Annotated in this window: 16 protein-coding genes; 10 read left to right on the forward strand and 6 right to left on the reverse strand. The window is 60.6% G+C overall.

Going from position 1 to position 22,295, the window contains the following annotated elements; all coding sequences use genetic code 11:
• Window positions 1-39 precede the first annotated feature (39 nt).
• The 5 genes from JSV08_05140 to JSV08_05160 are packed head-to-tail and all read left to right on the forward strand — an operon-like array spanning window position 40 to window position 5,383.
• Complete coding sequence (locus JSV08_05140; GenBank protein ID UCF79914.1) at window positions 40-1,038, forward strand: GDP-mannose 4,6-dehydratase; 999 nt, start codon at window positions 40-42, stop codon at window positions 1,036-1,038.
• Window positions 1,035-2,366, forward strand: a complete 1,332-nt coding sequence (locus JSV08_05145) for a UDP-glucose/GDP-mannose dehydrogenase family protein (GenBank protein UCF79915.1) — start codon at window positions 1,035-1,037, stop codon at window positions 2,364-2,366. Before JSV08_05140 ends, JSV08_05145 begins: the two co-directional genes overlap by 4 nt.
• On the forward strand, window positions 2,366-3,334 hold the full coding sequence (locus JSV08_05150) for an NAD-dependent epimerase/dehydratase family protein (GenBank protein UCF79916.1): 969 nt from the start codon (window positions 2,366-2,368) through the stop codon (window positions 3,332-3,334). Before JSV08_05145 ends, JSV08_05150 begins: the two co-directional genes overlap by 1 nt.
• A 15-nt stretch (window positions 3,335-3,349) precedes the next feature.
• Complete coding sequence (locus JSV08_05155) at window positions 3,350-4,096, forward strand: UDP-2,3-diacylglucosamine diphosphatase (GenBank protein UCF79917.1); 747 nt, start codon at window positions 3,350-3,352, stop codon at window positions 4,094-4,096.
• Between the two features lie 48 nt (window positions 4,097-4,144).
• On the forward strand, window positions 4,145-5,383 hold the full coding sequence (locus JSV08_05160; GenBank protein UCF79918.1) for an MFS transporter: 1,239 nt from the start codon (window positions 4,145-4,147) through the stop codon (window positions 5,381-5,383).
• A gap of 104 nt (window positions 5,384-5,487) precedes the next feature.
• Here JSV08_05160 and JSV08_05165 read toward each other — a convergent pair whose 3' ends face one another.
• The 3 genes from JSV08_05165 to JSV08_05175 all read right to left on the reverse strand — a co-directional run bounded on the left by JSV08_05165 (window position 5,488) and on the right by JSV08_05175 (window position 9,495).
• On the reverse strand, window positions 5,488-6,543 hold the full coding sequence (locus JSV08_05165; GenBank protein UCF79919.1) for a hypothetical protein: 1,056 nt from the start codon (window positions 6,541-6,543) through the stop codon (window positions 5,488-5,490).
• Between the two features lie 5 nt (window positions 6,544-6,548).
• Window positions 6,549-8,072 (reverse strand): uroporphyrinogen-III C-methyltransferase, encoded by a 1,524-nt coding sequence (gene cobA / locus JSV08_05170; GenBank protein ID UCF79920.1) that lies wholly within the window; start codon window positions 8,070-8,072, stop codon window positions 6,549-6,551.
• Window positions 8,073-8,784: 712 nt separating this feature from the next.
• Window positions 8,785-9,495 (reverse strand): NYN domain-containing protein, encoded by a 711-nt coding sequence (locus tag JSV08_05175; protein UCF79921.1) that lies wholly within the window; start codon window positions 9,493-9,495, stop codon window positions 8,785-8,787.
• Window positions 9,496-9,876: 381 nt separating this feature from the next.
• Between JSV08_05175 and JSV08_05180 the strand changes: the two genes are divergently transcribed.
• Window positions 9,877-12,681: a tetratricopeptide repeat protein gene (locus JSV08_05180; protein ID UCF79922.1), complete on the forward strand. Its 2,805-nt coding sequence runs from the start codon at window positions 9,877-9,879 to the stop codon at window positions 12,679-12,681.
• Window positions 12,682-12,833: 152 nt separating this feature from the next.
• On the opposite strand, the gene JSV08_05185 is transcribed toward JSV08_05180, so the two are convergent.
• The 3 genes from JSV08_05185 to JSV08_05195 form a co-directional block, all read right to left on the reverse strand.
• Window positions 12,834-14,027: an aminomethyltransferase family protein gene (locus JSV08_05185; GenBank protein ID UCF79923.1), complete on the reverse strand. Its 1,194-nt coding sequence runs from the start codon at window positions 14,025-14,027 to the stop codon at window positions 12,834-12,836.
• Between the two features lie 7 nt (window positions 14,028-14,034).
• Window positions 14,035-14,370: a DUF2958 domain-containing protein gene (locus JSV08_05190; protein UCF79924.1), complete on the reverse strand. Its 336-nt coding sequence runs from the start codon at window positions 14,368-14,370 to the stop codon at window positions 14,035-14,037.
• 77 nt (window positions 14,371-14,447) lie between these two features.
• On the reverse strand, window positions 14,448-15,665 hold the full coding sequence (locus JSV08_05195) for an aminomethyltransferase family protein (protein UCF79925.1): 1,218 nt from the start codon (window positions 15,663-15,665) through the stop codon (window positions 14,448-14,450).
• A 235-nt stretch (window positions 15,666-15,900) separates the two neighbouring features.
• Here JSV08_05195 and JSV08_05200 point away from each other — a divergent pair, with 235 nt between their 5' ends.
• From JSV08_05200 to JSV08_05215, 4 genes are read left to right on the forward strand one after another with little or no spacing between them, the layout of a single operon-like run.
• Entirely contained in the window at window positions 15,901-17,481 is a 1,581-nt protein-coding gene (locus JSV08_05200) for an NAD(P)/FAD-dependent oxidoreductase (GenBank protein UCF79926.1), read from the forward strand.
• Window positions 17,482-17,494: 13 nt separating this feature from the next.
• Window positions 17,495-19,084 carry an NAD(P)/FAD-dependent oxidoreductase gene (locus JSV08_05205; GenBank protein UCF79927.1) on the forward strand — a complete coding sequence of 530 codons (1,590 nt, stop codon included), beginning with the start codon at window positions 17,495-17,497 and terminating at the stop codon, window positions 19,082-19,084.
• A gap of 1 nt (window position 19,085) precedes the next feature.
• Window positions 19,086-20,675: an NAD(P)/FAD-dependent oxidoreductase gene (locus JSV08_05210; protein UCF79928.1), complete on the forward strand. Its 1,590-nt coding sequence runs from the start codon at window positions 19,086-19,088 to the stop codon at window positions 20,673-20,675.
• Window positions 20,676-20,717: 42 nt separating this feature from the next.
• Window positions 20,718-22,295, forward strand: coding sequence for an NAD(P)/FAD-dependent oxidoreductase (locus JSV08_05215; protein ID UCF79929.1), 1,578 nt, complete (start codon window positions 20,718-20,720; stop codon window positions 22,293-22,295).

Here is a 22,295-nt window from a genome sequence, read left to right on the forward strand (position 1 = left end):
GGGGCGCACCCTATAATCTTCCTTGTTAATAAACGGACGATGACCACCTATCTTCTGACCGGGGCGGCTGGATTTATCGGCTCGCACCTGGCCCAAGCTCTTATGTCTCGGGGCGCGAACGTCGTCGGCGTCGACGACTTCAACGATTTTTATGACCCCCGACTCAAGCGCCGGAACGTGGCCCCCTTCCTCAAGATGGAGGCGTTTCGCCTCGAGGAGGGTGACATCCGCAGCCTGCCTTTCCTGCGCGAGGCCTTTCGCCGGGAGCGCTTCGACGCCGTCCTCCACCTTGCCGCGCGGGCGGGGGTGCGCCCCTCGCTCAAGGACCCGCTCCTGTACGAGGAAACGAACGTCCGTGGCACGCTCAACCTCCTCGAGTGCGCCCGCGAGTTCTCAGTGAAAAAGTTTCTTTTCGCCTCGTCGTCCTCCGTCTACGGGAACCGCAAGGAAGTGCCGTTCCGGGAGGACATGAACGTGGATTTCCCCATCTCGCCCTACGCCGCCACGAAGAAGGCGGGCGAGCTGCTTTGCTACAACACCCACCATCTCTACGGCATGGACGTCACGTGCCTGCGCTACTTCACCGTGTACGGCCCCGCGCAGCGGCCCGAGATGGCGATCCGCAAGTTCACGCAAGCCCTCCTCCGCGGCCGGTCCATCGTTTTGTACGGCGACGGCTCGAGCGAGCGCGACTACACCTACGTCGACGACGCCGTGCACGGCACGCTCCAGGCACTGGAGCACTTGGATGGATTTCATATCTACAACATCGGCGAGTCGCGCACGATCTCGCTGAAAGGCCTGGCGGCCCTCATCGAGAGCGCTGTCGGGACGAAGGCGAAAATCGAGTGGCAGCCGCACCAGCCGGGCGATGTCGAGCGCACCTACGCCGACATATCGCTCGCCCGAAGGGAGATCGGATACGACCCGAAGACTTCCATCGAGGAAGGGGTGGAGCGCACCGTGGCCTGGTGCCGTGCGGAAGGCGGGCCGGCCGGCGCGGAGGCGGCGACCCTCACCGGGTCGGACAAGCTATGAAAATCGCAGTTATCGGTACCGGTTACGTGGGCCTCGCGGCGGGCGCGGGATTTTCGGAGTTCGGATTCCAGGTCGCATGCGTGGACATTGACGAGAAGAAGATTCAGCAGCTCAAGGAAGGGCGTCTGCCCATTTACGAGCCCGGCCTCGAGGACATCGTGCAGCGCGGCCAGCGCGAGGGGCGCCTTCGCTTCACGGTCGACCTCGAGGAAGCCGTGCGCGAGGCGCAGGTCATCTTCCTGGCCGTCGGAACGCCCTCGGCCCCGGACGGGTCGGTCGATCTCGAGGCGCTGTTTGCGGCGGCGGAATCGGTGGCGCGCGCCATGGCGAAGTCAGCGGACTTTCAGGTGGTGGCGGTAAAGAGCACCGTTCCGGTGGGCACGTGCCGCCGTCTCAAGAAGTTCTTGTCGGAGCGCCTTCCCGAGGGCCGGCCGTTCGCGGTGGCCTCGAACCCCGAGTTCCTGCGCGAGGGCTCGGCCGTGCAGGATTTCCTGCGCCCGGACCGGGTCGTGCTCGGAAGCGACAGCGAGGAGGCGCTCTCCGTGATGAAGAAGGCTTACGACGCGCTCTACCTCATCGAGACGCCGTTCGTGATTACCTCGTTCGAGACGGCCGAGCTCGTCAAGTACGCGACGAACGCGTTCCTGGCCACCAAGGTCTCGTTCATCAACGAGATCGCGGGCTTCTGCGACGCCGTGGGAGCCGACGTGCACATGGTCGCGCGCGCCCTCGGCCTCGACGGGCGGATTAGCAGAAAGTTTCTTCACCCGGGCCCGGGCTTCGGCGGCTCGTGCTTTCCCAAGGACACGCGCGCCCTCGTCCGCATGGGGAGCGAGCACCGGAGTCCGTTTCGAATCGTGGAGGCCGCCCTCGAAGCGAACGAGCGCCTGGCGGAGCGCATGGTTCAGAAGATAGAGGCCTTGGCGGGCGACCTTCGGGGAAAGCGGGTGGGCGTTTTGGGGCTTGCGTTCAAGCCCAACACCGACGACGTGCGCGAGTCACCGGCGCTGCGCGTCGCCGCGGCGCTTCTCAAGCGGGGCGCGCGCGTCAAGGCCTACGACCCCGAAGCCATGGAGAATGCGAAGCGAGTCCTGAAGGGCGTCGGCTACGCGAACGATCCCTACGAGGTCGCGGAGGGAAGCCATGTGCTCGTGCTCTTGACGGAATGGAACCAATTCCGCAAGCTCGACCTCGAACGAATCCGAAAATCGATGGCGGAGGCCAATTTCGCCGACCTGCGCAACGTTTACGAGCCGGAAGAGCTTCGCGCCGCGGGATTCCGAAGCGTAGGCGTCGGACGACAGGGCTCCCTTTCCGGCGGGGTTTGATGTGCAGGCCCGTCGCTAGATCCAGAGCGGCTTGCCTCGTTACGGGAGGGGCGGGCTTTCTCGGCTCGCACCTGGTGCGGGCCCTCGTGCGGCGGGGCCACGCGGTGACCGTCCTCGACAATTTCAGCTCGGGCAGCCTCGAAAACCTGCGGGAAGTGAAAAAGGCGGTTCGCGTCGTGCGGGGAGACGTGCGCGAGCCGAAAGATGTTCGCAGGGCGCTCCGGGGCGCGGAGTGGGTTTTCCATCTTGCGGCCCTCGTCTCCGTGCCCGGGTCTATCAAACGGCCCGGGGAGACTTACGCGACGAACGCCGAAGGGACGCGGCTTCTGCTTGAAGAATCTCTTCGCGCGGAGGTTCTGCGCGTCGTCTACGCCTCCTCCTGCGCCGTCTACGGCGACGGTCTCCCCCGCGCCATCCCCGAGGACACCCCTCCCCGCCCGCAGACTCCCTACGCTTTGAGCAAGTGGATGGCGGAGTGCTACGCGCGGGCCTATTGGGCCATGTACGGCCTCGAGGTCGTCGTGCTTCGCTTCTTCAACGTCTACGGCCCCGGCCAGAGCGCGTCGTCGCCGTATTCGGCGGTCGTGGCGCGCTTCTCGGACGCCTTGGTGCGCGGCCGGCGCCCTTTCATCTACGGCGACGGCCGCCAGACCCGCGACTTCGTCTACGTGGGCGACACCGTGGATGCGTTTCGGCGTGCCGCCGGGCGCCGGCGCGCCGAGGGCCGGATTATCAACATCGGAAGCGGCCGCGCCGTTTCCATCCGGACGCTTTTCGAGACGCTTGCGCGTTTTGCGGACGGCGCCGTCAGGCCGCGCTGCGCCAAGGCGAGGCGGGGCGACATTCGCAGATCGCGGGCTTCCGTCAAGGCTGCCCGGAGCGTCCTGGGCTTCCGGTCCAGGGTGACGCTCCGCGAGGGTCTTCGGAAAACGTACGCGTGGTTTGCCGAGGCCGCGGCGAAGACTTAGCCGGCCGTACGACTGATGAGTCGGGACGCGAAGGATAAGGAAAAAGCGACCGCTTTCTTTGTGGCCGACTGCCACCTCGACGAGCGCGAGGAAGGCCTCGCCGTTTTCGAGGCCTTCCTGCGGTCGCTTCCCGGAAGAACGCCGGCGCTCTACGTCCTCGGAGACCTTTTCAATCTCTGGATAGGATACCCTCACCTGGAGCGGGCCTACCACAGGCGCATCGTCGAGACGCTCGGCATGCTCGACGACGAGGGAACGGTCGTCTCGTTCGTGGAGGGGAACCGCGATTTCTTTCTGCGCGAGGGCGGGCGCGACCGCCTCTTCGCGCGCTACAACCGGGACGAGATGTCCGTCGAGGCGGCGGGGCGCCGCATCGCGCTCTTCCACGGCGACATGGTCAACGTCGACGACCGCTTATACCGCGCCTGGCACGCCGCGTCGAAGAGCCGCGCGGCCTCGGCGCTCGCCCGCGTGCTGCCGTCGCGGCTCGGCCGGAGCTTCGCCGCCGCCGCGGAGCGCCGCCTGCGCTCCACGAACCTCGCCTACAAGGCGCGTTTCCCGGAGGCGCACTGCCTCCGCTACGCCGAGTCGAAGTTCCGCGAGGGACACGACGCGGTGATCCTGGGCCACTTCCACACCGAGCGCCGCTACGAACTCGCGGACGGCACCCTCTTCGTGATGCCCATGTGGGGCGAGGCGCGCCGCTATCTGCGCTTGGGTTCGGACGGGACGTTCCGCTTCGAGGCGTTCTCCGGGGGGTAGCCCGCAGGGCGGGGGCGCGGCATGCCGCGCCCCGGCTAAAATAACGTCATGGAAAATCACCGCCGGAACCTCTTCTTTCTCGCGCTGGTCGAAGTGTGCTGGGGCCTTGCGCTCGGGCTGAGCGCGGCGCACATCCTGCTCCCGGTCTTCCTGCGGGAACTCGGGGCGACGGCGCTCGCCATCAGCTCCATCCCGATTATCGTGTCCGTCGGCCACACCCTGCCGCAGTTCCTGACGCCCTACTTCACGGCGCACCTTGCGGAGAAGAGGCGCCTGGTCATCCTGTGGCACCTGATTCCGCCGGTGGCGTGGCTTGCCCTGCCGCTCTATTTTTTCTTCGTGCGCACGGGGCCTCCGTTCTCCCGCGCGGACATCGCCGCGTTCCTGGGATTCTTCGCGGCGAGCTCGTGCCTTGTCGGGTTCCTGATTCCTCTCTGGCTCAATTTCGTAAGCCGCACCACCCAGCCGGGGCGCTGGGGCGAGGCCACCGGGATCCTCTTTTCCGTACAGATGTTCTTCGCGTCCGCGGGGTCGTTCCTCGCGAGCTTCCTGCTCACCCACGGACAGGACTTTCCGAAGAATTACGCGCTCTGCTTCCTGCTGACGGCCATAGGCATGGTCGTGGGGGCGTTTTTCTTCTGGGGGGTGCGCGAGGTGCCGCACCCGAAGCCCCCTCCGCGCCGTCCGTTCCGGGAGTACCTCGTGGAGTTTTTCCGGGTCCTGGGCCGCGAGCCGCGCCTTCGCCGCTACCTCGCGGCGCGCGCATGCATCCAGGTCTACCCGGCGCTCGTCTCGTTCTACGCCGTCTACGCGGCCGATTCGTTCGGCGCCTCGGGAGGCGACGCCGCGCGCCTCAGCGGCGTCTTCCTGGCCGCCCAGATGGTGACGTGCTACGTGGGGGGCCGGCTGGGTGACCGCGTGGGGCACATGCGCATAATCGTCGCGGGCAACGTGGCGCTCCTCGCCGGAATGGGAATTATCTTCTTCGCCGGGGCCATGTGGCACTTTTACGTCGCCTCGGTGCTGGGCGGCGTCTTTCTGTCCACGTTCATCGTCTCACACGTCAACTGGCTTCTCCGCTTCGCGCCCGAGGGCGAGGACAACACCCTGATCTTGAGTGTCCCGAGCGTGCTCATGGTGCCGTTTATGGTCGCGTGCCCGCTGTTCCTCGGCTGGCTGGTGGACGCCGTGTCGTACCAGGCGGCGCTCCTCGTGGCCATGGCGAGCGTGGGGGCGGGGATTGTCCTCGCGGCGTCCGCGGTGCGGAGGGAGGGCAGCGTTCGATAACCGCAGTCAGCAGTGATGGACAGGAAACACTGCTTGAGGATTCTGAAAATTAAAAAAGGGCTGACAATAAGATCGGCGTGCTCTTGCCTAAGACAGGCAACATCTTAGTATTCATAGTCTCCGTATGTTGTGTACCTATATTGCCAGCTGTCCGTTTCAAGAAAAAAGAAATGTCTTCTTTGCTCTATTTTCCAACCCTCTTCCGTGCGCGATAAAAACACCTTTTCTAGATTCTTTATGCACCACTTAATATCATCAAGAGCCGTTAGAATGGTAAATAGATTAACCTTCCTTTTACTTTCGTCGTAAAAGTATACCCCAACCAAATCATCCGCATATACTACAAGCTCGACCCTTAACTGCTTCGCCTCCCTTATGCTCTGATATATTGAAGGAGTCTTTTGTTGTGTTTCACCAAAGATATATTCTTGGTAATAAGGCCTCTTATAAAGCTCAAGAGTGCTCCCTTTCAATTCTTTGGCACAATGTTTCACCAGCCCGTCAATATCTTTCTGAAGAATAGCCTCTTTGATGGATTCAGCTATAGGCATGATTTCCTTATACAACGGATCTTGTTCGCGAAGAATTTTATGGAACGGTACGCGCGACAAACGGCCACTAAACAATTTCCATCCCTCTTTTGTGCGTTTTAAAGATGCCATGACCACATTTTCGCCGCACCATTTCACATCATCATAATCGGTTAGAAAGGTAGTGAAGTTAATTTTCCTTTCGCTTTCATCATAGAAGTATACCCAGACCGAATTATTCGAATATACTAAATATGCTACAAGCTCGATCTTTAACTTTTTTGCCCCCTTTATAATCTGGTGCAACGAGCGCCGGGATCCCCCTGCAGTTTCATCGTCCCCGAAAACATATTTTTTAAAATAAGGGGAAGCGTCATCACCGATGAATTGCTTTCGCAATTCGTTATGGCAATGTTGCCCAAGTTTACCGCTGTCCTTGTTAAGGAGAGCATCTTTGATGGACACGGCTATAGGCATTATTTCCTTATATAACGGGTCGTCTTCATGGAGAATTTTAAAGTCTTGCGCGTATGACCAGGAACCCACAAAGAAAATACCGCACACAAAGCAGCGAAAAAACTTTCGCAAAGGCATTCCTGTAACTCCTTCTTTACCGACAGCGCTTGACATCGGACTCACTTTTTAAAATGCTCCGCCAGTGCGCGCACCAGCCCGGGCACGGTGTGCACCGGCGCGGAGAGGATGTTCTTGAAGTGCCCACTCGCCGTCTCCGCGGTGACGGGGCCGATGCAGGCCGCGAGCACCTCGCGCGGCCAGGGGGGCGCGTCCTTGTAGGCCGCGAGGAGGTGCGTGACCGTCGATGAGCTCGTGAAGGCGATGGCGTCCACGCGCTCCCAGGGAACGCCCGCCTCTGGAGGCGGGGCGGGCACGGTCTCGTAGACCGGAAGAACTTCCACGTCGGCCCCCATTTTTTTGAGCTCCTCGGGGAGCACCTCGCGCGCCTTCTTCGCGCGGGCGAGCAGAATCTTCTTGCCCTTCACGCTTCCCTCCCGCCGGAAGGCGTCGATGAGCCCCTCCGCCGTGTACGTGTCCGGCACCAGGTCGGGGAGAAACCCCCGCTTCTTTAGGGCGAGCGCAGTCTTCTCGCCGATGGCGGCGATTTTCGCGCCCCCGAGGGCGCGGGCGTCGAGGCCGAGCGCCTCCATGCGCTCGAACAGGAAGCGCACGCCGTTCGCGCTCGTGAGAATTAGCCAGTCGAGGCCGCCCAGGCGGGCCGCGGCGGCGTCGAGCGCGGCGGACTCGGCGAGCGGGCGGACGAGTATGGTGGGGTGCGGAATCGGGCGCGCGCCGAGCGCCCAGAGCCGCCGCGCGAGCGAGGGCGCCCCTCCTTCGTGGCGCGTGACCACGACGGTTTTCCCGAAGAGCGGCTTCTTCTCGTACCACGCCAGGATTTTCCGCAGGCGCACGACGTCGCCGATGACCAAGACGGCGGGCGGGCGGATGCCGGCGCGCCCGGATTCTTCCGCAATCGTCCCGAGCGTCGCGACGGCCGTTCTCTGCTCCGGAAGCGCGCCCCGCTCCACGAGCGCGGCGGGGGTTTTTTCCGGCTTCCCTCCCGCGATGAGTTTCTCGCAGTTCCGCCTCAGCTGCCGGACGCCCATCAGGACCACGAGCGTTCCCGGCGCCCCGGCGAGCGCCTCCCAGTCGACGGGCACGCCGCCCTCGGTGTCACGGTCGTGCCCCGTGACGAACGTGACCTGCGAGGCGAGGTCCCGGTGGGTCACGGGGATGCCGGCGTAGGCGGGCACGGCATGGCCCGAGGTGATTCCGGGAATCACCTCGACGGCGACGCCGCGACCACGGAGGAATTCCGCCTCTTCGCCCCCGCGCCCGAAGACGAAGGGGTCGCCGCCCTTCAGGCGCACGACGCGCCTTCCCTCGAGGGCCTTCTCACAGAGGACGGCGTTGATCTCGTCCTGCGGGAGGACGCCCGCGCCCCGCCCGGCGGGGCCGGCGGCGTGCTTTCCGACGAAAACGAGCTCGGCGCCGGGACGCGCGTATTCGAGGAGGGAGCGCTCGACGAGGTGGTCGTACACGACGACGTCCGCCCGCCGTATGGCGCGCAGCGCCGCGAGCGTGACGAGCGAAGGGTCCCCCGGCCCCGCGCCCACGAGATGTACTTTGCCGCGCCTGCTCATCGAAAACAGTGTAGCATGCCCGGCGCTTAATGAGCGCTCCGGCCCCCGGCCCGCTGCAATGTATTCATAATTCTCGGCCCCGCCCTCTGGGCGGGGTAAACCCCGCCATCACGGCAGGGTAAAGTTTATCCACCATAGGTGGGCTTGCCCCGATTCTTGGGTTCGTTCCTAGGCTCAAAATTAAAAACCCTTTGTTTATGCGCAGTTGGTAGGTTCGTTTTGTAAATTGAGGGGGGCGGGGGGTGCATCCTCCCCATGACCGGATGACCGAATCCTTGCATACTCCATACGCTATATTCCATACGCGACTCGCCTTCGCGTAGCTCATTATGCAAACGCGCATACGCTGCAGAGGCTTCGGCGGAGCGAGGTACTCCATACTTCTCCATGTATGCCGTCCGCGCGATTTGTCAACGATTTTGGCCGACTTGCCGTTTTTGCCGGATCTTGCCCAGACTCTTAGTCTGGGTTGCCGGCCCCGACTCTCCGCATCGGGGTAAAACTTGCCGCTTTTTATCCCGACTACCGTCGGGATTGCCGGAGCTTGCCCAGACTCTTAGTCTGGGTTGCCGGCCCGCCCTAACGATCCTGGCGGGTAAAATTTGCCGCTCTAGGCGGGGATTGCCCCCCCTAAACAAAAAATCCTTTGCTCACGCTACTTAGCGGGTTTGTTTCGTGATTTGGTGGTGCACTACGAGTAGGTGAAAAAGCCTTATCGCGTGAATAACACGCGGATAGCGACCCGAAGGCGCCGGAGAAAGGGAGGGCGGCGTTTTGGCTTTAGGGTTTCCGCCTTCCATTCAATAGGCTTGCATATTGTGATTTCCCTTCCTTTAGCATCTGTGCCCTTGATGGTGTCGGGAAATTGATTTGCTATGATGTGTTCACGTTTAAGGGATATGCAGGGATGAGGACAAGCTGCTTTTCGTAGTTTGCGGGAAGCTCGTCTGGGCGGGAAAATCACCATTAGGCGTTTTTCTGGAAATGTTTTTTTTACAGCCGTAAGCGCTGGAGCTAAGTCGCTATCTCCAGACACGACACAAAGCACATCTGCCTTATCGTGAAATGCTTGGATAAACATTTCCATTGCAATATTTACATCAGTTTCTTTCTCTTCATACCCCGTGTAGTGACTCCAACATTCCTTGCATTTTCTTTCTTTTCTCTTAAAAGTAGAAAGCACAGGAACTATTCCAGTATGTTTTAGTGCGCTAAGATATGTTTTGTGCCGCTTGCGCTTTTCTGGATTAGGGGGGTGAGATGGATAGAACGCCGTATAGTAGAAAATATCTACGACGGTGTCATTAGCTCTCATAAAAGACTTGCACAACCTCCCGATGTCAAGCCATTTATACGTTTGTAGGTCGGGTTGGAGTGAGTGGTAAACATTAAACCCATCGATGAGGATGCTGTATCGGGCCACAGTTTTCTCCTTAGAAAAAACCCAGCCCTCGAAAGGGCTGGGGGTTAGCGCAATATCTTAGCGCTGAGATGCTTCTATTACAATATAATGCATATTGCGCTTGTTGTCAATATTAATAATACAAAAATTTTTAGGGGAATTTATCTTTATATAACACGACTTATAAGCTCTTCGACCGTCCATAGGTGGTCGGCAACCGTAGCCGTCTCACCCCCCCGAACCCCGCTTCCTGAATTCCCACGGCGGGGCGGGCCAGAGGCCGCGTCCCGCCCCCAAACCACTACGATAAAAATTAAACGGCTTGCCCCGCCCCGCCGCTGTCGTGAACTTGCACATCGGCTTTTTTTCTGAACCGGGAAAGGGATATAATTGAGGTGGACCATGCTCAAGAGCAAAACGTTTATCTTCTCGGCAGGCTCCGTTGCGATTCTCTTCTCGCTTTTCATTTTTCGCTATTCCATCGCCCAAGATGCCGAGACCCTGTTCCACCACCAGATTGAGGGGGAAATTGCTCTTGCGAACGAGCAATACGAATCGGCCATAGAGCACGTTCGTGAACAGATTCGCTTCTATCCTACGGGGCACTACGAAACGTTCGCCCTTTACGACAAGATAGGGCGAATTTACTGGAAGCACTTGGATGATTATCCGGCCGCCGTTCGAGCCTATGCCCGAGGCCGGAATTGGATAACACTCCTTGATCTTCTTGAGGAGAGCAGGAAAAAAGCGGAAAAATTTGTAGACCTATTGCCGAACGCGCCGAAGGGCGCTGCCTCGAACCAAAGCAGCGCGAAGGACAAAGCGCTCAGTGATCCTCCGGGTGAAGCCGCGTTCCGAAAGGCGATCCTCGAAGCGGTTCCCGGACTTTGCGAGGAAGACGTTCAACCGTTCTCTTGCGGACGCTTCTTCTGGGGGAATGATGAGCGCCCCAGAAAAGCACGCCTGCAACAGGCCTTGGGATGCTACGAGGAAGCGGCGCGGGCTTTCTCGGAGATTTACGCGGAAGACATGACGAATCACCACGTATATTTTCAAAAGCGCATCAACGAAATCTATGCGAAATATCCTGCTCTGGCTGCCGTTTCTCCTTTCGAACATCCCGAGACGCTCAAGGCACTGCGCCGGGAGCATCCCGAGGACGCTGACCTCGGGGAGATGGAGGCTTTCCTCAATTTGGTGTTGGGGGTGCTTGAAGAGGTCAAGCAGGATAAAACCAAACATCTTCAAAGGACGCATCTCAAACGGTTCGAGTCGTTTTACAAAAGCTACCCCGAGAGCGAATGGCTTGTCCTCGGCCCGCACTGGGCGAACGCGTGGCAGCGGTCATCGGGCCGTCCCTGGGTCGGCAAGAAGCTGCTCACGGGCATGCCCTACTGGGTTTACGAGCACTCGAAAAATACTTTCTTTCGGGCCATGGTCAAACCCCGTCAGGGCCGAAACGCTATTTCCTGTGACGAGGAATGCGAGCGTGTCGTTCAGCCGTACTTACAGCAAATCCCGGCCGACGAAATCCGCAATGCCGTGTTCATAGTCAGTAACCTTGATTGCCCAGGTTTCGATTCTCTCCTATGCAAACTCGAGCGGATATACGAGACAGACGGGGGTGCCTTGGATGCTCTGCCGTCCAGTGAAGCGAAGCGAGACATCCTCTACTTTTACCTCAAAGATTTCCTAAAGGCCACAAAAGGCTACGGCTACGGCCACCCCTCCTCACTGGTCCGCAAAACGTCCCGTCCCCTTCCAACGATTGACAGCCTCCAGAAAATCTCCACCCCTGCCCGGAGGTTGTGGGAGGGCGAAAAGCTCGGAAGGGAAGCGTTCTTCGAACTCGAGGCCTATCCTGACAGGGGAAGGGGAACGCAGAAACTACTGGAGCGGGGGCAGCTCGCTCGATTCTACACCCAGCGCCAGTTTTTGGACTACGTTCTGCGCATTTGCCGACGCATGTTTCAGGATTTTCCCGAGGTTCCGAAGCGAGAGGATATCCTGCACCATATAGTGGAGGCAGTTGCGTACCACTCACCGGATGAGGAAAGACTTTTGGGCATCGTGGCGTGGCTTGAGAAGGAATTCCCGGATTACCCGATGCCTGCCACGCTTTTCTTTGCCATCGCGGAGCTTTACCGCGGTGAGGAGAGATACAAGGAAGCCCTGGCCTATTACCTCAAGGCGGCGGACGCGCCGGCCGAAAGCGGCGAGGCGGCGCGGCACTTCCTCTACGTGGGCAGTACGTACGCTTATCTGGGTGAGTGGGAAGAAGCCCTCACTTGGTGGGAGAAGGCCGCCCGGCACCCATGTTCCGATACGGCGTATCATTATACGCAGCAAGACGCTGCCAAGAAGCTGGCGGAGTATTATCGAAGCCAAGGGGAATACCGCAAAGCCTTCGAAGCCTCGGCACCGGTGAGCTTGGCGGGTGAAGACTGCACGGGTGCCCTCGGAGGTCAGCGCATGGACCGCATCGCCCGCCTTTTTGACGATTGGACCCGTTTCGAAGACCCCGAAACGGTGGTCTCTTTGCTGGAGCGCCGCCTGGCATCCCTACAGCGCGGCACATGGTGGAGAGTTCCTTTACGGGTCGGGGAAATCTATCGCCGTCTTGGCTGGCTGGAGCGATTGCGGAAATTTATTGCAGAGCACGCATCCAAGGACACTGAGCCGGATATCGGAGAACTGTCGCCCTTTGCTACTTTAGCTGGAGAACTGTCGCTCTTTGCTGCTTTAGAAAAGTATCTTGCCCTGGTGGAGCAGCATGGCAACGCGTCGCTCAAGGATGTCGTGGCTGAGCTGCAACAAGCGTCAAAACCCCTCAAGGAAAAGCGTGGTCTTTCAGCGGAAGACCAGTTCAAAGTGGGATTTCTTTACCAGGAATTAAAACGGTTCAAGCCTGAAAAAAGGGCTCGCTTAATCCAAAGCCTACTGGAAGAAGCTCCGCCCCCCCCTCCGCCGGCAGAGCTTTTGAGGGCACTCGCGGAAACGGAGCATCCTGAAGCGCTCTGCTACCTTGCTGAAAAATCGGTGGCGACGAGGGATCCGGCTTACCTTGGCGTATTATCGGTTCTCCCGCCTTTTGTGAAGCTCCCATGTATGGAGACCGTTTTGACCGAAGCGCAGAAAGACGATCCTGCTTTTCGGCAGATAAGGGCCCGGCTGCGGGGACACCTTAAGCGGATGTGGGGAAGGTGAAAAACGTTGGAGGTTTTCCTTTTTTCCGTGCTCCGGATGCGTTTGAGGATCTGGAATAGGAAATTGAGAGCGGCTACGCCCAAGACCTTGAGCTTAAGGCCGTGCAGGATGCCGCGAAGGGAGGCCGGTAGGGGAGAGTAGGAGAGGAGAGGCTAGGCGCGCTTGCGGGGCGGGTCGTAGAAGGGCAGCTTGGCCTGCGTCACCGCCACCTGCTTGTCTTCGCCCCCCACCTCGACGTCCATATGGAGCTTTTTTCCGATCTGGGCGTGGGCGGTCTCTATCGTCCCGAAGCCGACGTATTGCTTGATCATCGGCGACCAGACCGCGCTCGTCGCCCAGCCGATCCGCTTTCCGTCCAGCCGGAGGGCGTAGCGCTCGCATTCGCCCCAGGGGACTATCGGCAGCTCGGGCTTTACTCCCGCGGCCTCGTGGACGCGGGTATAGTCGTCCCAGTCGACTATGAAGCCGACGAGTTTCCTCGGCGAGCCCTTGCGTTTTTCCTCGACAAGCGCCTCGCGGCCGATGAAGCCCTCCCTCTCGAGCTTCACCGTCCAGTCCAGGCCGAGCTCGAACGGCGAGTACTTCAGCTCGGGGATCGGCGCCCTGTGACAGCTGATGTAGTCCCCCTCCATCATGATGAGTCCCGCCTCGACGCGGGCGGTGAGCATCGCCAGCATGCCGTTGGGCTTGAGGCCGAATGGCTTTCCCTCGGCCATGAAGACGTCCCACAGCTTCTCGGCGGACTCGGCGGGCAGCCAGAGTTCGTATCCCAGGTCGCCCGTGTATCCCGTGCGCGAGATGTCGACGTCCACGCCGGCGATCTTGGCTCGGGTGAAGTACCAGAACTTCAGGGCGTCCATGTCGGCGTCGCACACCTGCTTCATGAGGTCGCGGGACGTGGGGCCCTGGAGGGCCAGGGTGGCCACGGGTTCGCTCTCGTCCTCGATCGTGACGTCCATGCCGACGGCGTGCTCGTCGAGCCACCGCCCGAGGAGCCTGGTCATCGTGAAGACGAATTCGTTTTCGCCGTAGCGCAGCACGGGCCCCTCGTCGGTCACCTTTCCTTCCTCGTCGCACAGGGGCGTGTAGAACACCTGCCCGATCTTGCATTTCCGGATGTCCCTCGTGATGAGCCGGTTGACGAAGGGGACCGCGTCGCGGCCGCGGACCCGGTACTTGAAAAGCCCCGAGACGTCGATCATGCCGGTCGACTCGCGGATGGCGAGGTATTCCTCCTCGTGAGTCACCCCGTAGGAATCCACCACGGCGTAGCCGCCCCAGTCTATCCACTTGTTGCTCTTGCATAGGGCCGAGGTGCGGGAGTGGAATGGCGTCGTTTTTCCCATACGCGCCTTAAATCCGCTTTCCCTTCGCCCGAAGCTCTTCCAGCAGCTTGGAGAACCGCAGGGGCTTGAAGGAGTCGTCCCTCTCCGCCCTCGACCCGTCCTTGCCTTTCGCCGACTCCAGGTCGTCCAGCCTGAACGCCCCCCAGTCGCACTCGTACGCGTCGAGAAGGCCGTAGGCGATGCCGAGATGCGGGTCGTATTCGCTCACCCACCAGGTCCACCCGAGGCCCGCGTAGTGTATCTTCCCCCACAGCATCGGGTCCCTGTCCGGCCCGGAGCCTCCCAGCCCGGGCAGATTCTTCGCGGCTTCCTCGGTTATGAGACGCGTGGTGTGTTTTGGCATCCTGTTATTTAAAGCCCTGCCGCGCTCCCGCGTCGGGAGTGTGAGGATTCGAGGAGTGTCATTGGAACCGCGGGAAGCTAGACGCGCTTGTGGGGCGGGTCGTAGAACGGCGTTTTCACCACCGTCGCCTTCACCATTCTGTCTATGTGCTCCACGTTAAGCTCTATCTTGATCTCGGTGCCGAGCTTGGCGTACTCGGGTTCCCAGAGCGACCCCAAGGCGATGAGTTTCTTCACGATGGGCGACCAGGTCAGGGTCTGGCATTTGCCGATCTGATCTTCGTCCCCGTCCGGGCCAACCCAGAGGCCGGTGGTTTCGTCTGAATCCCAGGCTTCCTCCGGCAGTTCCGGCGGAAGACCCACCTTGTCGTACCAGCTTTCGAAACTCTCGAAATCGACGTGGAGGCCGACCAGCTTTCTCCTCGGGCCCACGCGCTTCTCCTCCATCAGCGCCTTGCGGCCGACAAAGTCTTCACTCCCGTTCAGGTTGACCGTCCAGCCGAGGTTGAGCTCGTACGGCGAGTACATCTGGTCGGGAATCATCGCGTCCAGTGCGCTGACGTACTCCGCCTCCGTCATGACGAGTCCGGCCTCGACGCGGCACATGAGCATCGCCAGCATGCCGGCGGGCATGACGCCGTACGGCTTTCCCGCTTCCATCACGGCGGAATACAACCGCGGGGCGTCCTCTGCGGGCACCCAGATTTCGTACCCCAGGTCGCCCGTGTATCCCGTGCGCGTGACGTCGCAGGTTATGCCGTCGACCTTGGCGTTGTGGGCGATGCGGAAATACTTCAAGTTGTCGAGGTCGGCGTCGGTCACCTGCTTCAGGACGTTGCGGGCCATGGGGCCCTGGAGAGCCAGGGCGGCCCAGGAGGCGCTCTCGTCTACGATTTTTACGTTCATGCCGACGGCGTTCAACAGGAGCCAGCGATGCCCGGGCCTCGTCGTCGTGACGCGGAAAAGCTGTTCGTCGAGACGCTGCACGGGCCCCTCGTCGATCACCTTTCCGTCGTCGTTGCAGATGGGGGCGTAATACGCCTGCCCCACCTTGCACTTGTTGAGGTCCCTCGTGATGAGACGGTTGACGAAGCGGAAAGCGTCGGGGCCGCTGACCCTGTACTTGAAGAGGGGCGAGACATCGATCATGCCGGCCTGGTGCCGAATGGCGAAATATTCCAGCTCGTGGCCGCCGACATCGTAGTGAGTCGGGACGTAGTAGTAGCCCCAGTCTTCCCAAGAGTGACTTTGACAAAGCGGAGTTGTTTGCGAAGAAAATGGTGTTCCTATTGGCATAGCGGCGACAGAATACGCACCCCGGACAGCCGTGTCAAGAGAATTTTTTTATTTAATATTATTCTTATTTTAATACCCTAAATAACTTGACTCCAAACGGGGCCTTGCCCTACAATGGAAAACTTCTATGTCAACCGTACAATTTGTTCCAAGCGAGAGCGCTGCGGGCGAAACCATGGCCTCCAGCGCTGCAAGAGAACCGTTTCTTAAAATCTTCCGATAAGGAGAACAGACAATGGCAAAAACATACGATACAGTTGTGATTGGCGGCGGGCACAACGGTCTTATCGCCGCCGCGTACCTGGCGAAAGCGGGGAAATCGGTGCTGGTGCTCGAACGAAGGCACATCCTGGGCGGCGCCACCGTGACGGAGGAAGTTTATCCCGGCTTCAAATATACGACGTTGTCGTACGTGGTGAGCATGCTGCGGCCCGAGATAATCCGGGATCTGGAGCTTGCAAAATACGGCCTTCAGATTATCCCCCTGGCAAGCACCTTTACCCCGCTTCCGGACGGAAATTACTTCTGCATCTGGGACGAGGAGGAAAAGACCCTGGCGGAGGTCCGCCGCTTTTCCGGAAACGACGCGGACGCCTTTGCGGAATTCGACAGATTGATGACGCAGCTTGCGAGGTTTGTCAAGAATTTCCTTAACATGGTCCCCCCCGATCCGAGATCGTTTCGTCCGAGAGAGCTTCGCAAGTTCCTCGACCTCGGAAAGCGCTTTCAGGCGCTGGGCGACAATTCCTTCACCTTCGCCAAGCTCATGACCATGAGCGCCATGGAGTTCCTGGACATGTTCTTCGAAACGGATGTCATAAAGGCCCAGATGGCCACCGCCGGAATCATCGGCACGTGCCTCGGCATTCGCTCTCCCGGGACGGCCTACGTGCTCCTTCACCACTACATGGGGCAGGTCGACGGGGCCACCACGGCGTGGGGCATTCCCCGCGGAGGCACGGGAGCCGTGCCCGAATCCATCGCCGCGTCGGCCCGGAACCTGGGCGCCGAGATTCGCGTGGAGGCGCCCGTCGCGAAGATCCTGGTCAAGGGAGGCAAGGCGGCCGGCGTGGTGCTCGAGAGCGGCGAGGAGATTCGCGCGAAGACGGTCGCCACGAGCGTGGATCCGCATGTCACATTTATAAAATTGCTGGATTCCAAGCACGTGCCCGACGATTTCCTGGAATACATTCGAAGGTACAAGTACCGGGGCTCTTCGGGCAAGGTCAATATGGCGCTGGACGGTTTTCCGACGTTTACCGGCTTGCCGAAAGACATGCACCTGCGCGCGGCGGACATCTCGATATCTCCGAGCAGCGAGTTCCTGGAGCGCGCCTACGACGACGCCAAGTACGGGGAATTCTCCAAGGAGCCCTTCTGCGAGGTCTGTATCCCTACGACGGTGGATCCCACGATGGCGCCGCCCGGCAAGCACGTCATGTCCGTTTTCGTCCAATACGCCCCCTACGAGCTCAAGAAGGGCCTCAAATGGGACGAAAAATACCGCGAGGCGTTCGGCGACGCCGTGGTGAACGCCATCGCCAAGTACTCGCCCGACCTGAAAAACCTCATTCTGCACCGCCAGACCGTCTCCCCCTATGATATGGAGCAGGAGTACGGCCTCACGGGAGGCAACATCTTCCAGGGCGAGCTTACGCTGGAGCAGCTCTTCATGATGCGCCCCGCACCCGGCTATGCGCAGTATCGCATGCCGCTCAAGAACCTCTACATGTGCGGTTCCGGCGCCCACCCCGGAGGCGGCATCATGGGAGCCCCGGCGCGCCTGTGCGTGAAGGAAATGCTCAAGGATTTTTAGAGCGTGTAAGAGAGTGGGTGACGCATACGACGTTATCGTCGTAGGAGGGGGCCACAACGGCCTGACGGCCGCGGCCTATTTGGCAAAAAACGGAAAGAAGGTGCTTGTGCTCGAACGAAGGCACATCGTGGGCGGCTGCGCCGTCACGGAAGAGGTATATCCCGGGTTCAAATACACGGTCTTGTCGTACGTGGTGAGCCTGCTGCGGCCCGAGGTCATCCGGTACCTTGAGCTTCCCAGGCACGGCCTCGACGTCATTCCCCTGGTAAACAGCTTTCTCCCGCTGCCGGACGGGAACCACCTCTTCCTCTCGGGGGACGAAGATGAAAACCACAGGCAGGTCAGCCGCTTTTCCCGGCACGACGCGGACGCCCTTCCGGAGTTCCAGGAGCTCATGGAGGACCTTGCGTGGTTCGTTCAGCCGGTCCTTTCCATGGTTCCGCCCGACCCGAGGTCGTATCGACCGAGCGAGCTCGGCAAGCTCTTTCGCCTCGGGAAGCGCTTCCGGGAGCTCGGCGAGGACTCCTTCTTCTTCACCAAGCTCTTGAGCATGAGCGTGCTCGATTTTCTGGACATGTTTTTCGAATCGGACGTCATAAAGGCCCAGATGTGCACCGGCGGGATCGTCGGCGCTTCCCTGGGTCCCCGCTCTCCCGGGACGGCCACCGTGCTCCTTCACCTCTTCATGGGGGGGACGGAAGAGACCGCCGGCGAGTGGGGCTTTGCCCGCGGGGGCATGGGGGCCGTGAGCGAGGCCATCGCCTCGTCTGCGCGGAGCCTCGGCGTCGAGATTCGCACGGAGGCGCCGGTAGCGAAGATTCTCGTCCGAGACGGCACGGCGAAGGGCGTGGTGCTCGAGAGCGGCGAGGAGATTCGCGCCAAGGCCGTCGCCTCGGGCGTGGACCCCAAGCGCACGTTCCTGAAGCTGCTCGACCGGGAGGAAGTTCCTCCGGAGTTTTTGGAAAAAATTCGAAATTTCAGGCTGGGCGGCGGCGCGGCCAAGGTCAATATGGCCCTCGACGGGCTTCCGGATTTCACCGCTCTTCCCGGAGACGGCGCGCACCTGCGGGGGGACATCATGATAGCTCCGAGCACCGACTACCTGGAGCGCGCCTACGACGACGCCAAGTACGGAAAATTTTCCCGGAAGCCCTTCATGGAGATAGTAATCCCGTCGTTGTTGGACCCCACGCTGGCTCCCCCCGGAAAGCACGTGATGTCCGTTGAGGCCCAGTACACTCCCTACGAGCTCAAGGCCGGCCACTGGAACGACCACCGCGAGGCGCTCGGCGACACGGTGGTGGAAACCCTGAGCGAGTACGCGCCCAACCTGAAGGACATAATCCTGCACCGCCAGGTCGTCACGCCCTGGGACATGGAGCAGGAGTACGGCCTCACGGAAGGCACCGTCTACATCGGCGAGCTTACGCCGGACCAGATGTTCATGCTGCGCCCCGTGCCGGGCTGGGCGCGGTATCGCATGCCCGTGGATAAACTCTACCTGTGCGGCGGCGGCGCCCACCCCGGGGGCGGGGTGATGGGGGCGCCGGGACGCCTGGCTGCCCTGGAAATGCTCAAGGACTTCGGGAGCGGGAGTCTCTGAGATGGGCGGCCCGTATGACACTATTGTCGTAGGCGGCGGCCACAACGGCCTCGTGGCCGCCGCCTACCTGGCGAAGGGCGGATTGAAGGTTCTGGTTCTCGAGCGGCGCCACCTGTTGGGCGGCTGCACCGTGACGGAGGAGATTTTTCCCGGGTTCAAGTTCTCCGTTCTGGCGTACGTGGTGAGCATGATGCGGCCCGAGATCGTCCGGGAGTTGGAGCTTAAGAACCACGGCTACGACCTCATCCCGGTGGACACCAGCTTTCTCCCTCTGTCGGACGGAAACTACCTCATCTTCCGGGAGGGCGAGGAGGAAAACAAGAGGGAGATAAGCCGCTTTTCCCGGCGCGACGCGGACGTTTTTCCGGAATACTATCGGCATGTCGGGAAGCTCGCCAAGTTCGTTCAGCCGGTCCTTTCCATGGTTCCTCCCGACCCGACGTCGTTTCGTCCGAGCGAGCTTCGCAAGTTCATCGACCTCGGAAAGCGCTTCCGGGCGCTTGGAAACGATTCCTACTCCTTCATCGAGCTCATGACCATGAGCTCTTTTGACTTTGTGAGCATGTTCTTCGAATCGGAGATTATGAGGGGCTGCCTGGGGGCAAGCGGCATAAGCGGCACGTTCCTGGGCGTCCGCTCACCCGGGACGGCCTACGTGCTCCTTCACCACAACATGGGGGAAGTGGACGGGGGGACCGGCGAGTGGGGCTTTCCGCGCGGGGGCATGGGGGCCGTGGCCGAAGCTATCGCCTCGTCGGCAAGGAGCTTCGGCGCCGAGATTCGCACGGAGGCGCCGGTTTCGAAGATTCTTGTCCGAAACGGCAAGGCGGCGGGCGTGGTGCTCGAGAGCGGCGAGGAGATTCTCTCGAAGTCGGTCGCCACGGCCGTGGACCCGAAGCGCACGTTCCTGAAGATGCTCGGCCCCGACAGCGTTCCTTCGGCGTTTTTGGAAAAAATTCGAAAATACAACACGCGGGCCGCCTCGGGGAAGGTCAACCTGGCCCTGAGCGGGCTTCCGGACTTCAAGAGCCTTCCCGGAGACGGGCCGCACCTGCGGGGCTTCATTATGGTCGCCCCGAGCCCCGACTATCTGGAGCGCGCCTACGACGACGCCAAGTACGGGAACTTTTCGCGCAAGCCTTACCTCGACATCACGATTCCCTCTTTGACGGATCCGTCGCTCGCGCCGCCCGGAAAGCACGTCATGTCCGTCAACGTCCGGTACGCCCCCGACAAGCTCAAGGACGGCGACTGGAACGACCAACGCGAGGCGCTCGGCGATACGGTCGTCAACACCATCAGCGAGTACGCGCCCAATTTGAAGGACATCATTCTGCACCGCCAGGTGCTCACGCCCCTGGATTTCGAGCAGGTGTTCGGCCTCACGGACGGCAACATTTTCCACGGCGAGATCACGGCCGAGCAGATTTTCATGCTGCGACCCGTGCCGGGCTGGGCGCAGTACCGGATGCCGGTGAACCGTCTTTACATGTGCGGCTCCGGCGCCCATCCGGGGGGCGGCGTCATGGGAGCGCCGGGACGCCTGGCCGCGCTTGAGATGCTCAAGGATTTCGGAAATGGTAGACTTTAAAACTGGAAACTATCAGATACCTAGAAACAGGAGACTCTAAAAATGAGCAAACAGTACGACGTCGTCATAGTTGGAGGAGGCCACAACGGCCTCACGGCCGCAGCCTACCTGGCGAAGAGCGGAAAGAAGGTTCTGGTCCTCGAGGCGAAGCCCATCCTGGGCGGCGCGGCGGTGACGGAGGAGATTAATCCGGGGTTCAAGTACTCCACGTGCGCCTACGTCAGCTCGTGTCTCTCCGAATCCGCCGTCAGCGACCTGGATCTCGCAAAGCACGGACTGAAGGTTACTCCCTTTGCGGGCAGTTTCATGCCCCTGCCCGACGGGAGGTCTCTCTTTTTGTGGCGCGATGATGAAGCGAAAACCCAGGAGGAGATCGCGAAATTTTCCAAGAAAGACGCGGAGAGGCTCCCCGAGTACGCCGCTCTGATCGGCCGCCTGCAGAACTTTGTCTGGCCCATTCTCGAGTCCCCGCCGCCGGACGTCACCGAAGCCGGCTTTTCGATGTTGGAGATGCTGGCCCCGGCGCTCCGCTTTCGCAGGCTCTCGGAGAAGGACATGTACGAGCTCATGCGTATCACGACCATGACCGCGGAGGACTACCTGGGCGAGTGGTTCGAATCGGACGTTGTGAAGACCTCTCTCGGCACAAGCATCATCATCTCGGTCTTGGGCCCGAAATCCCCGGGCTCGGCCTACCTCCTGCTGCACACCAACTGGGGCGGTAAGTGGTCGGGCCTTCCGCACGGCGGCATGGGCGGCGTGAGCGGTGCCATCGCAAGCGCCGCAAAGGGCTTCGGAGCCGAGATCCGCACGGAGGCGCCCGTTGCGAAGATTCGGGTCCAAAACGGCACGGCGACAAGCGTGGTGCTGGAAAGCGGCGAGGAGATTTCCGGCAGGGCCGTTATCTCGGGCACCGATGTGAAGCGGACGTTTAACAAGCTGGTCGATTCCTCTCACCTCGACCCCAAGTTTTTGTGGCATGTGCGCAATTTCAAGATGAACGGCTTTTCCGCGAAGGTCAACCTCTCACTGAGCGAGTTGCCGGACTTCACCTGCAGGCCCGGCAAGGAGGCGCCCCACCATCGCGGCGATATCGTCATTAGCGGCAGCTTCGAGTACATGGAGCGCGCTTTCGACAACGCAAAATACGGCCGCTTCCCGAAGGCGCCCGTCCTCGACGTGGTCATCCCCTCGACTACGGACCCGACCCTAGCCCCCAAGGGCAAGCACGTCATGTCCATCTACACCCACTACGTCCCGTACGATCTCAAGGAAGGAAAGTGGGAAGACCGGCGCGAGGAACTGGGAGACGTGGTCGTCAACACCCTGGCCAAGTACGCCCCCAACATCAAGAGCGCCATCCTGCACCGCCACGTGCTGACGCCGCTCGACATTGAAAAAGAATACCTGATTACAAGAGGGGACAACGAGCTTGGCGCGATTACCCTCGACCAGCTTATTTTCCTGCGCCCCGTTCCCGGCTATGCGCGCTACCGCATGCCCGTCAAGAACCTCTACCTCTGCAGCGGAAGCACGCATCCCGGGGGCGGCGTCATGTGCATTTCGGGCCGAAACGCCGCAAAGGAAATCCTCAAAGACTTTAGAAGCGGGAGACTATAA

It is taken from the genome of Acidobacteriota bacterium (assembly GCA_020349885.1).
Lineage (GTDB): Bacteria > Acidobacteriota.

What these genes read in the sequence shown, in the direction of transcription:
- JSV08_05185 (UCF79923.1), bottom strand. Translation starts at nt 14,027, where the DNA reads ATGGGAAAAACGACGCCATTCCACTCCCGCACCTCGGCCCTATGCAAG.
- JSV08_05180 (UCF79922.1), top strand. Translation starts at nt 9,877, where the DNA reads ATGCTCAAGAGCAAAACGTTTATCTTCTCGGCAGGCTCCGTTGCGATT.
- JSV08_05140 (UCF79914.1), top strand. Translation starts at nt 40, where the DNA reads ATGACCACCTATCTTCTGACCGGGGCGGCTGGATTTATCGGCTCGCAC.
- JSV08_05215 (UCF79929.1), top strand. Translation starts at nt 20,718, where the DNA reads ATGAGCAAACAGTACGACGTCGTCATAGTTGGAGGAGGCCACAACGGC.
- JSV08_05145 (UCF79915.1), top strand. Translation starts at nt 1,035, where the DNA reads ATGAAAATCGCAGTTATCGGTACCGGTTACGTGGGCCTCGCGGCGGGC.
- JSV08_05195 (UCF79925.1), bottom strand. Translation starts at nt 15,665, where the DNA reads ATGCCAATAGGAACACCATTTTCTTCGCAAACAACTCCGCTTTGTCAA.
- JSV08_05190 (UCF79924.1), bottom strand. Translation starts at nt 14,370, where the DNA reads ATGCCAAAACACACCACGCGTCTCATAACCGAGGAAGCCGCGAAGAAT.
- JSV08_05200 (UCF79926.1), top strand. Translation starts at nt 15,901, where the DNA reads ATGGCAAAAACATACGATACAGTTGTGATTGGCGGCGGGCACAACGGT.
- JSV08_05150 (UCF79916.1), top strand. Translation starts at nt 2,366, where the DNA reads ATGTGCAGGCCCGTCGCTAGATCCAGAGCGGCTTGCCTCGTTACGGGA.
- JSV08_05155 (UCF79917.1), top strand. Translation starts at nt 3,350, where the DNA reads ATGAGTCGGGACGCGAAGGATAAGGAAAAAGCGACCGCTTTCTTTGTG.
- JSV08_05160 (UCF79918.1), top strand. Translation starts at nt 4,145, where the DNA reads ATGGAAAATCACCGCCGGAACCTCTTCTTTCTCGCGCTGGTCGAAGTG.
- JSV08_05165 (UCF79919.1), bottom strand. Translation starts at nt 6,543, where the DNA reads ATGTCAAGCGCTGTCGGTAAAGAAGGAGTTACAGGAATGCCTTTGCGA.
- cobA (UCF79920.1), bottom strand. Translation starts at nt 8,072, where the DNA reads ATGAGCAGGCGCGGCAAAGTACATCTCGTGGGCGCGGGGCCGGGGGAC.
- JSV08_05210 (UCF79928.1), top strand. Translation starts at nt 19,086, where the DNA reads ATGGGCGGCCCGTATGACACTATTGTCGTAGGCGGCGGCCACAACGGC.